This is a genomic window from Pseudomonas sp. PDM27 (assembly GCF_019219205.1).
Taxonomy (GTDB): Bacteria; Pseudomonadota; Gammaproteobacteria; order Pseudomonadales; family Pseudomonadaceae; genus Aquipseudomonas; species Aquipseudomonas laurylsulfatiphila.
In genome coordinates this window covers 77,264-92,869 of record NZ_JAHUWF010000014.1, presented here as the reverse complement: position 1 = coordinate 92,869, position 15,606 = coordinate 77,264, and the positions used below count along the sequence as shown (strand labels likewise).

Genomic DNA, 15,606 nt, shown 5'->3' with positions numbered 1-15,606 from the left:
TCATCGATGTCCGAAAACCGCTGGGAAGGGATCGACGAGTTTGTCGCCGTTGCCGAGTGCAACCAGTTCACCGCTGCGGCGGAACGTCTGGGGGTTTCGTCCTCCCATATCAGTCGACAAATCGTACGCCTCGAAGAGCGCCTGCAAACCCGTTTGCTCTACCGCAGCACCCGCCGGGTCGCGCTGACCGAGGCCGGGCAAACGTTCCTGCAACATTGCCAACGCTTGCAGGACGGCCGCGAAGAGGCCCTGCGCGCGGTAGGCGACTTGACCAGCGAGCCCAAAGGCATGCTGCGCATGACGTGCGCCGTGGCTTACGGTGAACGCTTCATCGTGCCGCTGGTGACCCGTTTCATGGGGCTGTATCCGCAGCTGCGCATCGATATCGAATTGACCAACCGGCAACTCGACCTGGTACATGATGGTCTCGATCTGGCGATCCGCCTCGGGCGCTTGCAGGATTCACGGCTGGTTGCCACTCGCCTCGCGCCACGGCGCATGTTTCTCTGCGCATCACCCTCCTACCTTGAGCGCTACGGCCGACCGCACAGCCTGTCGGAACTCAGTCGCCACAACTGCCTTATCGGCAGTTCGGATCTCTGGCAACTGGAGCAGAACGGGCGGGAGTTTTCCCAGCGAGTCCAGGGAAATTGGCGCTGCAACAGTGGGCAAGCCGTACTGGACGCGGCGCTACAGGGCGTGGGGTTGTGTCAGTTGCCGGACTATTACGTGCTGGAGCATTTGAAGAGCGGCGCATTGATTTCGTTGCTGGAAGCGCATCAACCACCGAACACTGCGGTTTGGGCTCTTTATCCACAGCAGCGGCATTTGTCGCCGAAGGTGCGCAAGTTGGTGGATTTTTTGAAGGAGGGGTTGGCTGAAAGGCCGGAATACCGAAGCTAACTGGCGTGTCAACAAGATGCCGGTGCCCAGACTACTGCTATCGCGAGCAAGCTCGCTCCCACAGGGTTTGCTGGCGTTTACAAGATTTGTGTTCGACCCCGTCCACTGTGGGAGCGAGCTTGCTCGCGATTGGGGGCAGCACAAAACCAATGTCAATCAGTGACGATTGGCCCACCGCTGTCTCAACCACTCAAGATCTTCAGGACGCGTGACCTTGAGATTGTCAGACCGCCCTTCGATCAGGCGTGGTGCCGAACCGGCCCACTCCATGGCCGAAGCTTCGTCGGTAATAACGGCATCGGCCACCAGACTATCAGCCAACGCCCGATGCAATGCCCCAAGGCGAAACATCTGCGGCGTGTAGGCCTGCCAGATCACACTGCGATCCACGGTTTCGACGACGCGACCGTGCTTGTCGACCCGTTTGAGCGTATCCCGTGCCGGAACCGCCAGCAGTCCGCCGACAGGGTCGTCTGCCAGTTCAGCCAACAACTTGTCCAGGTCGTCACGACTGAGGTTCGGCCGCGCGGCATCGTGAACCAGTACCCAATCCTCATTATCAGCGCCCTGCGCATGCAGGTGCAGCAAGGCATTGAGCACCGATCCGGAACGTTCGGAACCGCCCTCGACCCGGACAATACGCGGGTCACTGGCACACGCCAGGTTCGGCCAATAAGGATCGTCGACAGCAAGACTGACCACCAGGCCTTTCAGGCAAGGGTGATCAAGGAAACAGCCGAGGCTGTGTTCGAGAATAGTGCGCCCGCCCAGTTGCAAGTATTGCTTGGGACGGTCCGCGGCCATACGGGCACCGACGCCCGCGGCAGGAATCACGGCCCAGAAGGCCGGTAACGTCTGGCTCATTGCGCCAACTGGTAAAGGGTTTCACCGTCCTTGACCATGCCCAACTCATGGCGAGCCCGTTCTTCAACGGTCTCCATGCCCTTTTTCAACTCACTGACTTCGGCGTCCATTACCCGATTGCGCTCCAGCAATGCCTGGTTCTCAGCTTGCTGATCCGCGATCTGCTGCGTCAACTCGGCCACTTGCGCCAGACTGCCGTTTCCCACCCACAGGCGGTACTGCAGGCCAGCCAGCAACAAAAGCAGAATGAGGAACAACCAATTGGGACTGCGCATCGAATATCAGGTATCCAGTGAAAAAAGACAGCCATGCCAAACGTGAAGCTTCTGATAGCACGAAGCCTGGAAGAACCAGGCTTGTGCTTATAAGCCATCAGATTAGTGGCAAAAACGTCGCTGTAGCGATTTTTCCGACACAATCCGGTGTCTTTTTTACCATGTACTGACTCAGCCGCGGAATTCGCCGCGACCGTTGTACTTGGCTTTGCCGTTCAACTGCTCTTCGATACGCAGCAGTTGGTTGTACTTGGAAACGCGGTCGGAACGGCACAGGGAGCCGGTCTTGATCTGGCCAGCCGAGGTGCCCACGGCCAGGTCGGCAATGGTCGAATCTTCGGTTTCGCCGGAGCGGTGCGAGATCACGGCGGTGTAGCCGGCAGCCTTGGCCATCTGGATGGCTTCCAGGGTTTCGGTCAGGGTGCCGATCTGGTTGAACTTGATCAGGATCGAGTTGGCGATCTTCTTGTCGATGCCTTCTTTCAGGATCTTGGTGTTGGTGACGAACAGGTCGTCGCCTACCAGCTGGGTCTTCTCGCCGATCTTGTCGGTGAGGATCTTCCAGCCAGCCCAGTCGGACTCGTCCAGGCCATCTTCGATGGAGATGATCGGGTAACGCTCGGTCAGGCCTTTGAGGTAGTCGGCGAAACCTTCGGCGGTGAACACCTGGCCTTCGCCGGACAGGTTGTACTTGCCGTCTTCGTAGAATTCGCTGGCCGCGCAGTCCAGGGCCAGGGTCACGTCGGTGCCCAGCTTGTAACCGGCGTTGGCCACGGCTTCGGAGATCACTTTCAAAGCGTCTTCGTTGGAAGCCAGGTTCGGCGCGAAACCACCTTCGTCACCGACGGCAGTGCTCAGGCCACGGGCCTTCAGCACGGCTTTGAGGTGGTGGAAAATCTCGGTGCCCATGCGCAGACCTTCCGAGAAAGACTTGGCGCCAACCGGCTGAACCATGAATTCCTGGATGTCGACGTTGTTATCGGCGTGCTCGCCGCCGTTGATGATGTTCATCATCGGAACCGGCATCGAGTAGACACCCGGGGTGCCGTTCAGGTTGGCGATGTGAGCGTACAGCGGCAGGTCCTGGTCCTGTGCGGCGGCCTTGGCGGCAGCCAGGGAAACGGCGAGGATCGCGTTGGCGCCCAGGGAACCTTTGTTTTCAGTACCGTCGAGCTTGATCATTGCCAGATCGAGCGCTTTCTGGTCGCTTGGGTCCATGCCTTTCAACAGGTCCTTGATCGGACCGTTGATGTTGGCTACGGCCTTCAGAACACCCTTGCCCAGGTAACGGCTCTTGTCGCCATCACGCAGCTCGAGCGCTTCACGCGAGCCAGTGGAAGCACCGGACGGCGCGCAGGCGCTGCCGATGATGCCGTTATCGAGAAGCACATCCGCTTCCACGGTGGGATTGCCACGGGAGTCGAGAACTTCACGACCTTTGATGTCGACGATTTTAGCCATTGTTGTAAACACTCCAAAGTTGACGAAAACGACGCAGCTGTAGGAAATCTTTGATCGTCGGCAAGTGAGGTGCAGCGGACAGTCTTGCAGACGACAAGGCTCAGGCCCGAGGGCCTGAGCGTTAAATCGTGCGGTACTTTACCGGAGAATTGAGGATTACGCGGTTTCTACCGTCGGAAAACTCTTCACCAGTTCGTCCAGGGCTTTGAGCTGGGCCAGGAATGGCTCCAGTTTGTCCAGGCGCAAGGCGCAAGGACCGTCACATTTGGCGTTGTCCGGATCCGGGTGGGCTTCCAGGAACAGGCCGGCCAGCGATTGGCTCATGCCGGCCTTCGCCAGGTCGGTGACCTGGGCGCGACGACCGCCGGCGGAATCGGAGCGACCGCCAGGCATTTGCAGCGCGTGGGTCACGTCGAAGAACACCGGGTATTCGAACTGCTTCATGATGCCGAAGCCGAGCATGTCGACGACCAGGTTGTTGTAGCCGAAGCTCGAACCACGCTCACAGAGAATCAACTGATCATTACCCGCTTCCACGCACTTGTTCAGGATGTGCTTCATTTCCTGAGGGGCGAGGAACTGGGCTTTCTTGATGTTGATCACGGCGCCCGTTTTGGCCATCGCGACCACGAGGTCGGTCTGGCGCGACAGGAAGGCCGGCAACTGGATGATGTCGCAGACTTCAGCGACGACCGCGGCCTGGTCAGGCTCGTGGACGTCGGTGATGATCGGCACGCCGAAGGCTTGCTTGATGTCCTGGAAGATGCGCATGCCTTCTTCCAGGCCAGGACCACGATAGGAGGTCACAGAAGACCGGTTGGCCTTGTCGAAACTGGCCTTGAACACGTAAGGGATACCGAGCTTTTCGGTGACCTTCACATACTCTTCGCAAACCTGCATGGCCATGTCACGGCTTTCCAGCACGTTCATGCCGCCGAACAGCACCATGGGTTTGTCGTTGGCAATCTCGATGTCGCCGACGCGGATGATCTTCTGTGCCATCGGGGTTACGCCTTCTTCTGGTGTTGAGCCAACGCTGCCTTGACGAAACCGCTGAACAGCGGATGACCGTCGCGTGGCGTCGAGGTGAACTCAGGGTGGAACTGGCAAGCGACGAACCATGGATGGTCCGGTGCTTCAACCACTTCAACCAGTGCGCCATCCCCGGAACGACCGGAGATTTTCAAACCGGCTTCCATGATTTGCGGCAGCAGGTTGTTGTTCACTTCGTAGCGATGACGGTGACGCTCGACGATCACGTCCTTGCCGTAGCAACCATGAACCAGGGAACCCGGCTCCAGCAGGCAATCCTGCGCGCCCAGGCGCATGGTGCCGCCCAGATCGGAAGCTTCGGTACGGATTTCGACCGCGCCGGTGGCATCTTCCCACTCGGTGATCAAGCCCACTACCGGGTGACCGCTTGCACGATCGAACTCGGTGGAGTTGGCGTCTTTCCAGCCCATCACGTTACGGGCGAACTCGATAACGGCCACTTGCATGCCCAGGCAGATACCCAGGTACGGAACCTTGTTTTCGCGAGCGTATTGAACGGCAGTGATCTTGCCTTCAACGCCACGCAGACCGAAGCCGCCCGGCACCAGGATCGCGTCGACGCCTTCGAGCAGCGCGGTGCCCTGGTTCTCGATGTCTTCGGAATCGATGTAGCGCAGGTTGACCTTGGTACGGTTGCTGATGCCGGCGTGACTCATCGCTTCGATCAGCGACTTGTAGGCGTCCAGCAGCTCCATGTACTTGCCGACCATGGCGATGGTGACTTCGTGCTCAGGGTTGAGCTTGGCGTCGACCACGGCTTCCCACTCGGACAGATCGGCACCGCCGCATTGCAGGCCGAAGCGCTCGACGACGAAATCGTCGAGGCCCTGGGAATGCAGGATGCCCGGGATCTTGTAGATGGTATCGGCGTCTTCCAGCGCGATCACCGCACGTTCTTCAACGTTGGTGAACTGCGCGATCTTGCGACGGGACGACACATCGATCGGGTGATCGGAGCGGCAGACCAGCACGTCTGGTTGCAGGCCGATGGAACGCAGTTCCTTGACCGAGTGCTGGGTTGGCTTGGTCTTGGTTTCACCGGCAGTGGCGATGTACGGCACCAGTGTCAGGTGCATCAGCATCGCGCGCTTGGCGCCGACTTCGAAACGCAGTTGGCGGATCGCCTCGAGGAACGGTTGCGACTCGATGTCACCCACGGTGCCACCGATCTCGACCATGGCCACGTCAGCGTCGCCGGCACCCTTGATGATGCGGCGCTTGATTTCGTCGGTGATGTGCGGGATCACCTGGATGGTTGCACCCAGGTAGTCACCACGGCGCTCTTTGCGCAGCACGTGTTCGTAGACACGGCCGGTGGTGAAGTTGTTGTTCTGGGTCATGGTCGTGCGGATGAACCGCTCGTAGTGGCCCAGGTCCAGGTCGGTCTCGGCGCCGTCGTGGGTGACGAACACTTCACCGTGCTGGAACGGGCTCATGGTGCCCGGGTCGACGTTGATGTACGGGTCCAGCTTCAGCATGGTGACCTTAAGTCCCCGCGCCTCCAGGATGGCCGCCAATGATGCCGATGCAATGCCTTTCCCCAATGAAGAAACAACACCGCCCGTGACGAATATGTAGCGCGTCATGAAAAACCCTAGAAGTCTGCGTTAAAGCGGTCCGAGCCGCCGGGGAAAGCGAAGGAAGGCCGAAGCCCCCGATCACCTGCATTAATCACAGTGCACCTTTCAAAAAAACCGCCGCGTTGGGACAGACCGGGAAATGAATCACCGGTTCGTTGCTCGCTACACATTTTTTGGAATCGCCCAGCAAAGACTGCTTGGTAATCGGCAACTCCTGCAATTCATGCGAATCCACAGAAGTTGTATCAAGAAGGGAGCGTAGTCTACCGGAAAGCCCCTTTCAGCTCAAACCTTGATCTTCGTTCAGTGGCTGCCAATGCAAATGCCAGTTACCGATCGCACCGCCATCGAGCCCGTTGAGGTTCGCTACCGCCAGCAATTGCCCGTCTTTGTAGAGCAGCGGCAATCTGCCGCGCACGAAGGACGGTACAGCGTTTTCATTGAGCAAACGTTTCAGATCCCGATGGCCACGACCTGGCAACGCCATGACCTCGCCCCCTTCACGATAGCGGATCTGTAAGGGGCCATCGGGGATTTGCCCGGTGAGCGACAGCGTGCCGTTGTCCGGGATTACCAGCGGTGAACGCGGGTCCTGCCACGTTCCGGCGACAGGCAGAGGGCGCAACCAGCGGCCCGACAGCCACCAGATCCGCCCGCCCGCCCGATGCAGCTCGCCATCGGCCAGCCGCCACACCGGGCAGGCATCGCCGCTGGCGTCGCGCAAATCCTCCCAACCCGACCAATGGTCAGTGTCCGGAAGACGGGTCAGCGGTTCGAGCCAATGACTCAGGGCATTGCGCTGCCGGGCAGCGGAGAGTTGCGCAATCGACGCCAGTTCAAGGGATCGCAAGCCCAGCCAGTCGAATTCACTGACGGAATTGGCCTCACGTAAATCCATTTCGGCCAGTTCTTCGAGCAACCCCTGTGCTTCAGCCAAATGCGCCGCGCTGCGAGCCATGGTCGCCACCGCTTGTGGCCAGCGCTGAACCAGCACGGGCAAGACTTGATGGCGCAGGTAGTTGCGCGAGAACTGCCGATCCTGGTTCGAGGGATCTTCGATCCAGCTCAAACCATGCGCACTGGCATAGCCCTCCAACTCAGTCCGCGTGACATCAAGCAGTGGCCGCAGCAGATGCCCCTTGCCCAACGAACGCTGACACGGCATCCCGGACAATCCGCGCACGCCCGCTCCGCGCAACAAACGAAACAGCAGGGTTTCCGCCTGATCGTCGCGGTGCTGGGCCGTCAGCAGCACGTCACCGGGCCCAGTCACTTCGGCGAACGTGTGATAACGCGCGTCTCTCGCCGCACGCTCCAGACTGGCACCGGGCTGCACCTGCACCCGAACGATCTGCAACGGGACGCCCAGCGCAGCGCACACAGAACGACAATGTTCCGGCCAAACATCGGCCACGGCTTGAAGACCGTGATGAACATGGATGGCGCTCAGCGCCGGCAGGGATTCGGTTGTTGCAAGATGCGCCAGCAGATGCAGCAGGACAGTGGAGTCCAGGCCGCCGGAGAAGGCGATGCGCCAGGTCGCAGCATTGCGCCACGGTTTCAGATTCAGCAAAAGCCTGGAAGGCAAATCAATCGCGGACTGACTCATATCTGCCTCTATGCACAAATCAAATGTGGGAGCGAGCTTGCTCGCGATAGCGGCCTAACATTCAACACATTCGTCGACTGTTACACCCTCATCGCGAGCAAGCTCGCTCCCACATGGGCACTGCGTGTTCGGCTTAGAGACCGTAGCTCATCAGACGATCGTAACGGCGCTTGAGCAGCGCGTCGTTGTCGAACTTCTTCAGCATCGCCAGTTGCGAGCTCAGCTCGGCGCGGATCGACGCAGCGGCAGTAGCCGGGTCACGGTGCGCGCCGCCCAATGGCTCGCCAATCACCTTGTCCACGATGCCCAGACCCTTGAGGCGCTCGGCGGTGATGCCCATCGCTTCTGCGGCATCCGGTGCCTTCTCGGCGGTTTTCCACAGAATCGAAGCGCAACCTTCCGGCGAAATCACCGCGTAGGTCGAGTATTGCAGCATGTTCAACTGGTCGCAGACACCGATTGCCAGTGCACCACCGGAACCACCCTCACCGATCACGGTGGCGATGATTGGGGTTTTCAGGCGCGCCATGACCCGCAGGTTCCAGGCAATCGCTTCGCTCTGGTTGCGCTCTTCAGCGTCGATGCCAGGGTAGGCGCCCGGGGTATCGATGAAGGTCAGGATCGGCATCTTGAAGCGTTCGGCCATTTCCATCAGGCGGCAAGCCTTGCGGTAGCCTTCCGGACGCGGCATGCCGAAGTTGCGGCGAACCTTCTCGCGCACTTCACGGCCCTTCTGGTGGCCGATGACCATGACCGGCTTGTCTTCCAGACGGGCGATGCCGCCAACGATGGCCGCGTCGTCGGAGAAGTGACGGTCACCGTGCAGTTCGTCGAACTCGGTGAAGATGTGTTCAATGTAGTCCAGGGTATACGGACGTTTCGGGTGACGCGCCAGGCGTGCGATCTGCCAGCTGGTCAGCTTGCCGAAAATGTCTTCGGTCAGCGTTTTGCTCTTGTCCTGCAGGCGGGAGATCTCATCGCCGATATTCAGCGAATTGTCATTACCGACCAAGCGCAACTCTTCGATCTTGGCTTGCAGGTCGGCGATCGGCTGTTCGAAATCTAGAAAATTCGGGTTCATAGGCGTCCGTCTTGGGTCGAGTCCCAAGGGATCTTGGGCCGGCCGGTTGTCTATTCGCGCCCTACCTTAAGGGACAGGCGCGTTGAGGTCGAGATTAAAAATTCAGGTCTGGGTCAGGGCAATCTGATAGCACTGACCGTCAACGGTATTGGAGGAAGACGTTGTCTCGCCCGAACTGGTCACGCAGGGCTTGAATCAACGCATCCGCCGGATCGATCCGCCAGCCCTCGCCGAACTGCAACAAGGCCTTCGCATCAGGGCTGGTGTAGTCCATGGTGATCGGGCACGCACCGCGGTGACGCTTCAATAGTTCGCCCAACCAGCGTAGCTGATCGCCCTTGAGATCCTTGGCATGCAACTTCAGGCGCAGGCTTTCGGCCAGGTTGGTGCGCGCATCCTCCATGCTCATCACCCGCTTGACCCGCAATTTCAGGCCACCGGAGAAGTCGTCATTGCTGACTTCGCCTTCGACCACCACCATCGCGTCGGTCTGCAACAGTGATTGCGCCGAATGGAACGCCTCGGAAAACAGCGAGGCCTCGATCCGTCCGGAGCGGTCGTCCAGGGTGATGAACCCCATCTTGTCGCCCTTTTTGTTCTTCATCACCCGCAAGGCGATGATCATCCCGGCAACGGTCTGGGTATCACGCGCCGGTTTCAGATCGATGATGCGCTGACGGGCGAAGCGACGGATTTCACCCTCGTACTCGTCAATCGGGTGACCGGTCAGGTACAGGCCGAGGGTATCTTTCTCGCCTTTGAGACGCTCCTTGAGGGTCAGTTCCTTGGCCTTGCGGTGATTGGCGTAGACGTCGGCGTCTTCTTCGACAAACAGACCGCCAAACAGGTCCGAGTGACCGCTGTCCTGGGTCCGCGCGGTCTGTTCGGCCGCCTTTATCGCTTCTTCCATGGCCGTCAGCAGTACCGCACGATTGCGGTCGATATTGGCCTGGTAGGCTTTCTGCTCATCGTGGAAGTACGGCCCGAGGCGATCCAGGGCACCGCTGCGGATCAAACCGTCGAGGGTGCGCTTGTTGATGCGCTTGAGGTCGACCCGGGCACAGAAATCGAACAGATCCTTGAACGGACCGGCCAGACGCGCTTCAGTGATGGCCTCGACCGGCCCCTCACCCACGCCCTTGATGGCCCCCAGGCCGTAGATGATCCGGCCTTCGTCGTTCACCGTGAACTTGAATTCGGAAGTGTTGACGTCCGGCGCATCGAGACGCAGCTTCATGGTCCGCACTTCTTCGATCAAGGTCACGACCTTGTCGGTGTTGTGCATATCCGCCGAGAGTACCGCGGCCATGAACGGCGCCGGGTAGTGCGCCTTCAGCCACGCGGTCTGGTACGACACCAGGCCATAAGCCGCGGAGTGCGACTTGTTGAAGCCGTAACCGGCGAATTTTTCTACCAGGTCAAAGATGTTGCCGGCGAGGTCGGCATCGATATTGTTGGTGGCGCAACCTTCAATGAAACCGCCCCGCTGCTTGGCCATTTCCTCGGGTTTTTTCTTACCCATGGCGCGACGCAGCATGTCCGCACCACCGAGGGTGTAGCCGGCCATGACCTGGGCAATCTGCATCACCTGTTCCTGATACAGGATGATGCCGTAGGTCGGTGCCAGTACGGGCTTGAGGCCTTCGTACTGATAGTCCGAGTGCGGATACGCCAGCTCGGCGCGACCGTGCTTGCGGTTGATGAAGTCGTCCACCATGCCCGATTGCAGCGGCCCCGGACGGAACAGGGCCACCAGTGCGATCAAGTCTTCCAGGCAGTCGGGCTTGAGCTTTTTGATCAGCTCCTTCATGCCCCGGGATTCAAGCTGGAACACCGCCGTGGTTTCGGCTTTTTGCAGCAAGGTGTAGGTCGGCTTGTCGTCCAGCGGGATGAACGCGATATCCAGCGGCGGCTCGTTGACCTTGGCGCGGTCGCGGTTGATGGTTTTCAGCGCCCAGTCGATGATCGTCAGGGTCCGCAAACCGAGGAAGTCGAACTTCACCAGACCAGCCGCTTCAACGTCGTCCTTGTCGAACTGGGTTACCAGGCCATCACCCGCCTCGTCGCAGTAGATCGGCGAGAAGTCGGTCAGCTTGGTTGGCGCGATAACCACACCACCAGCGTGCTTGCCGACGTTACGCACAACGCCTTCAAGCTTGCGGGCCATCTCCCAGATTTCCGCGGCTTCTTCATCGACCTTGATGAAGTCGCGCAGGATCTCTTCCTGCTCGTAGGCCTTTTCCAGGGTCATGCCGACTTCGAACGGGATCATCTTCGACAGACGGTCCGCCAGGCCATAGGACTTGCCCTGCACCCGCGCCACGTCGCGGACCACAGCCTTGGCCGCCATGGAACCGAAGGTGATGATCTGGCTTACCGCGTTGCGGCCGTACTTCTCGGCCACGTAGTCGATCACCCGATCGCGACCGTCCATGCAGAAGTCGACGTCGAAGTCGGGCATCGATACCCGTTCCGGATTGAGGAACCGTTCGAACAGCAGGTCATATTCCAGCGGGTCGAGGTCGGTGATCTTCTGCACATAGGCCACCAGCGATCCGGCACCCGACCCACGGCCGGGACCTACCGGCACGCCGTTGTTCTTGGCCCACTGGATAAAGTCCATCACGATCAGGAAGTAACCGGGGAAGCCCATCTGGATGATGATATCCAGCTCGAAATTCAGCCGGTCGACATAGACCTGACGCTTGGTTTCGTAGTCTTCGGTGGTGTCCTTGGGCAGCAGGACGGCAAGGCGCTCTTCCAGGCCATCGAAGGACACCTTGCGGAAGTACTCGTCGATGGTCATGCCATCAGGGATCGGGAAGTTGGGCAGGAAGTGCGTACCCAGCTTCACTTCGATGTTGCAACGCTTGGCGATCTCGACGGTGTTTTCCAGCGCTTCGGGAATGTCGCTGAACAGCTCGGCCATTTCCTCGGCGCTTTTAAGGTACTGCTGATCGCTGTAATTCTTCGAGCGCCGCGGATCGTCGAGGGCACGGCCCTCACCGATGCAGACGCGGGTTTCGTGGGCGGCGAAGTCTTCCTGCTTGATGAAACGCACGTCGTTGGTCGCCACCAGCGGCGCACCGAGCTTCTCGGCCAGGGCCACGGCGCCGTGCAACTGTTCTTCATCGTTAGGGCGATTGGTGCGCTGGATCTCCAGGTAGAAACGATCCGGAAACACGTCCATCCATTCGCGGGCCAGGGTTTCAGCTTCGGCGGGGTTGCCGCTGAGCATGGCCTGGCCGATCTCGCCTTCTTTGGCCGCCGACAACATGATCAAGCCGGCGCTGGCTTCAGCGACCCATTCGCGTTCGATGATGATTGCGCCATTGCGCTGCCCCTCGATAAAGCCGCGGGAAATCAGCTCGGTGAGGTTGCGATAGCCTTCGGCGTTCATCACCAGCAGGCTGATCCGGCTCAGCGGGTTGTCCGGATCCTTGTTCGACAGCCACAGGTCGGCGCCGCAGATCGGCTTGATCCCGGCACCCATGGCGTTTTTATAGAATTTGACCAGGGAACACATGTTGTTCTGGTCGGTGACCGCCACGGCAGGCATGTTCATGCCGACCAGGGTCTTGACCAGCGGCTTGATCCGCACCAGACCGTCGACCAGGGAGTATTCAGTGTGCAGGCGTAGGTGAACGAATGAAGCCGGCATAGTGATCCTGCGTTAAGTCATGAAAACAACAAGGCCCGGATTGTACCGGGCCTTGGTAAAAAAAATCAGCCTTGCGACTAACTCTCGATGAGACTTTCCCGCGCCTCGTAAGCCAGACGCACCGGAGCAAAGGAGCGCCGGTGAATCGGGGTCGGGCCGAGACGGGCGAGCGCTTCCAGATGAACGGGTGTCGGGTAGCCCTTGTGGCCACCGATGCCGTAGCCGGGGTAGATCAACTCGAACGCGGCCATTTCCCGATCGCGGCTGACCTTGGCCAGAATCGATGCGGCGGCGATGGCTGGAACCTTGCTATCGCCCTTCACCACTGCCTCGGAGCGCATCGGCAGTTTCGGGCAGCGGTTACCGTCGATCATCGCCAGCTTCGGCTGGATGTGCAGCCCGGCGACGGCGCGCTGCATGGCCAGCATGGTGGCGTGGAGGATGTTCAGTTCGTCGATTTCCTCGACTTCGGCGCGAGCGATGCACCAGCTCAGGGCTTTTTCGCAGATTTCGTCATAGAGCTTTTCGCGACGGGCTTCGGTGAGTTTCTTCGAGTCGTTCAGGCCGAGGATCGGGCGGTTCGGATCAAGAATCACCGCCGCTGTCACTACCGCGCCACAGAGCGGGCCACGACCGACTTCATCGACGCCGGCAACCAATTCTTCGACTTCAGCGACCAAGGTAAAGTCCAGCCCCATCTGCATGTTCGTTTTACTCATTCTACTTGGCCGATCAGCTTCAGCACTGCGTCCGCAGCCTGGTTGGAGGCATCCAGACGCAGGGTCCGGTGAATTTCATCAAAACCACGGGTCTGCTCTTCCCCACCCTCGATCAAGGGTGACAAGGTCTGGGCCAGCGCTTCGACCGTGGCATCGTCCTGCAACAACTCGGGCACCAACAGACGCTGAGCCAACAAATTCGGCAACGAAATATAGGGGCTTTTCACCATGCGCTTGAGTATCCAGAACGTCAGCGGCGCCAGGCGATAGGCGACCACCATCGGCCGCTTGTACAGCAATGCTTCAAGCGTCGCGGTACCGGAGGCAATCAACACCGCATCGCACGCTGCCAGGGCCAGATGCGACTGCCCATCGAGCAGGGTCAGTGGCAGATCGCGACCAGCCAACAGCTCTTCAAGCTGTGCGCGACGTTGCGCACTGGCGCAAGGCATGACAAACCGCACACCCGGGCGCAACGCCCGCAGGCGCTGCGCGGTATCGAGAAACAACGCACCTAGCCGGCCAACTTCACCGCCACGGCTGCCTGGCATCAACGCCACCAGCGGCCCGTCAGGCAAACCGAGCTCGGCCCGCGCAGCCGCGCGATCGGCTTCGAGTGGAATGGCATCGGCCAGGGTATGGCCGACGAACCGCACCGGCACGCCTTTCTCTTCATAAAATTTGGCTTCGAACGGGAACAGCGTGAGCATCAGGTCGCAGCCTTCGCGAATCTTCAGCACGCGTTTCTGCCGCCAGGCCCACACCGACGGACTGACGTAATGCACGGTCTTGATACCGGCCTGACGCAGTTTGAGTTCGATATTGAGGTTGAAGTCCGGCGCATCGATACCGATGAACACATCGGGCTTCGCGGCGATCAGGTCGGCGACCAGCTTCTTGCGCCGCGCCAGCAACTCGCGCAGCCGGCCCAGCACTTCCACCAGGCCCATGACGGACAGACGTTCCATCGGGAAATACGAGGTCAGGCCTTCAGCCTGCATCAATGGACCGCCAACACCTATGAATTCGACGGCCGGGTGACGAGCCTTGAGCGCACGCATGAGACCCGCGCCCAGAATGTCACCGGAAGCCTCTCCCGCTACCAGCGCAATACGCAGATTAGCCATGGTTAGCGGGTGATGCCGCGGGTCGAAGACTGGATGGAGTCACGGAACACCGCCACTTCCGGATACTGGGCGGACGGCTCTGCCAGTTCGGCGAGCGCCTGCTCCACGGTCAGGCCCTGGCGGTACACCACCTTGTAGGCACGACGCAGCGCGTGGATCGCATCTTCGCTGAACCCCCGACGGCGCATGCCCTCAAAGTTCATGCTGCGGGCTTCGGCGGGGTTGCCGAACACCGTGACGTACGCTGGAACATCCTTGCCGATCGCCGTGCCCATGCCGGAGAAGCTGTGGGCGCCAATGTGGCAATACTGGTGAACCAGGGTAAAACCGGAGAGGATCGCCCAGTCTTCCACATGCACATGGCCCGCCAGTGCGGTGTTGTTCACCAGGATGCAGTGGTTGCCAATCACGCTGTCGTGGCCGATGTGGGCATAGGCCATGATCAGGTTGTGATCGCCCAGGGTCGTTTCCGAACGATCCTGGATGGTGCCACGGTGGATCGTCACGCCTTCACGGATGACGTTGTGATCACCAATCACCAGGCGAGTTTCCTCGCCCTTGTACTTCAGGTCAGGCGTGTCCTCACCCACCGAGGAAAACTGGTAGATGCGATTGTGCTTGCCGATTCGGGTCGGGCCCTTGAGGATCACGTGCGGCCCGATGACTGTCCCCTCGCCGATTTCCACACCTGCGCCGACGATCGACCACGGGCCGACCTCGACGCCGTCAGCCAGAATGGCTGTCGGATCGATGATTGCACGAGGGTCAATCAAACTCATAGTTTGCGTTCCGCGCAGATGATTTCAGCGGAGCAGACCGGCTTGCCATCGACCGAAGCCTGGCATTCGAATTTCCAGATCTGACGCTTGCAGCTGATGAACTTGGCTTCAAGGATCAACTGATCGCCTGGCAGAACCGGCTGGCGGAAGCGCAGCTTGTCGGAACCGACGAAGTAATAGAGGGTGCCGTCGGCCGGTTTCACGTCGAGCATCTTGAAACCAAGGATCCCGGCAGCCTGAGCCATGGCTTCGATGATCAATACGCCCGGCATGATTGGATGCGCGGGGAAGTGGCCATTGAAGAACGGTTCGTTGATGCTGACATTCTTGTAGGCGCGAATGCGCTTGCCTTCAACATCCAGCTCCACTACCCGGTCCACCAGCAGGAACGGGTAACGGTGAGGCAGGTATTCGCGAATCTCGTTGATGTCCATCATTTCGGGGGGAAGCCTATGTAAAGATTGGGAGCGCGCGACTGACGCACGTTCCGCTAG

General features: G+C 59.8%; 13 protein-coding genes. 1 reads left to right on the top strand and 12 read right to left on the bottom strand.

All coding sequences use genetic code 11. From position 1 onward, the window contains the following. Positions 1-6: 6 nt before the first annotated feature. Entirely contained in the window at positions 7-903 is an 897-nt protein-coding gene (locus tag KW838_RS24730; protein ID WP_218503832.1) for a LysR substrate-binding domain-containing protein, read from the top strand. Between the two features lie 156 nt (positions 904-1,059). On the opposite strand, the gene ispD is transcribed toward KW838_RS24730, so the two are convergent. The 12 genes from ispD to fabZ form a co-directional block, all read right to left on the bottom strand. Next, a complete protein-coding gene (gene ispD / locus KW838_RS24725) occupies positions 1,060-1,767 on the bottom strand; it encodes a 2-C-methyl-D-erythritol 4-phosphate cytidylyltransferase (RefSeq protein WP_102699370.1) in 708 nt (235 codons plus the stop codon). Beyond that, entirely contained in the window at positions 1,764-2,042 is a 279-nt protein-coding gene (gene ftsB, locus KW838_RS24720; protein WP_007970710.1) for a cell division protein FtsB, read from the bottom strand. Before ftsB ends, ispD begins: the two co-directional genes overlap by 4 nt. Positions 2,043-2,213: 171 nt before the next feature. Further along, positions 2,214-3,503 (bottom strand): phosphopyruvate hydratase, encoded by a 1,290-nt coding sequence (gene eno, locus KW838_RS24715; RefSeq protein WP_015093774.1) that lies wholly within the window; start codon positions 3,501-3,503, stop codon positions 2,214-2,216. 156 nt (positions 3,504-3,659) lie between these two features. Continuing rightward, the gene (gene kdsA, locus KW838_RS24710; RefSeq protein WP_015093773.1) at positions 3,660-4,505 is read right to left on the bottom strand and encodes a 3-deoxy-8-phosphooctulonate synthase; all 846 of its coding nucleotides are present in this window, start codon (positions 4,503-4,505) and stop codon (positions 3,660-3,662) included. Positions 4,506-4,510: 5 nt separating this feature from the next. After that, positions 4,511-6,142: a CTP synthase gene (locus KW838_RS24705; protein ID WP_007996939.1), complete on the bottom strand. Its 1,632-nt coding sequence runs from the start codon at positions 6,140-6,142 to the stop codon at positions 4,511-4,513. A gap of 274 nt (positions 6,143-6,416) precedes the next feature. After that, positions 6,417-7,745, bottom strand: a complete 1,329-nt coding sequence (gene tilS / locus KW838_RS24700) for a tRNA lysidine(34) synthetase TilS (protein ID WP_218503831.1) — start codon at positions 7,743-7,745, stop codon at positions 6,417-6,419. A gap of 133 nt (positions 7,746-7,878) precedes the next feature. Further along, positions 7,879-8,826, bottom strand: coding sequence for an acetyl-CoA carboxylase carboxyltransferase subunit alpha (locus KW838_RS24695; protein WP_218503830.1), 948 nt, complete (start codon positions 8,824-8,826; stop codon positions 7,879-7,881). Between the two features lie 139 nt (positions 8,827-8,965). Then, positions 8,966-12,487 carry a DNA polymerase III subunit alpha gene (gene dnaE / locus KW838_RS24690; protein WP_095965043.1) on the bottom strand — a complete coding sequence of 1,174 codons (3,522 nt, stop codon included), beginning with the start codon at positions 12,485-12,487 and terminating at the stop codon, positions 8,966-8,968. 77 nt (positions 12,488-12,564) lie between these two features. Further along, positions 12,565-13,191: a ribonuclease HII gene (gene rnhB / locus KW838_RS24685; RefSeq protein ID WP_007978371.1), complete on the bottom strand. Its 627-nt coding sequence runs from the start codon at positions 13,189-13,191 to the stop codon at positions 12,565-12,567. Between the two features lie 11 nt (positions 13,192-13,202). Next, positions 13,203-14,333 (bottom strand): lipid-A-disaccharide synthase, encoded by a 1,131-nt coding sequence (gene lpxB, locus KW838_RS24680; RefSeq protein WP_007978372.1) that lies wholly within the window; start codon positions 14,331-14,333, stop codon positions 13,203-13,205. A 2-nt stretch (positions 14,334-14,335) separates the two neighbouring features. Beyond that, positions 14,336-15,112, bottom strand: a complete 777-nt coding sequence (gene lpxA / locus KW838_RS24675) for an acyl-ACP--UDP-N-acetylglucosamine O-acyltransferase (RefSeq protein WP_007978373.1) — start codon at positions 15,110-15,112, stop codon at positions 14,336-14,338. Beyond that, positions 15,109-15,549, bottom strand: coding sequence for a 3-hydroxyacyl-ACP dehydratase FabZ (gene fabZ, locus KW838_RS24670; protein WP_007978374.1), 441 nt, complete (start codon positions 15,547-15,549; stop codon positions 15,109-15,111). The genes lpxA and fabZ overlap by 4 nt, the downstream gene beginning before the upstream one ends. Positions 15,550-15,606 lie beyond the last annotated feature (57 nt).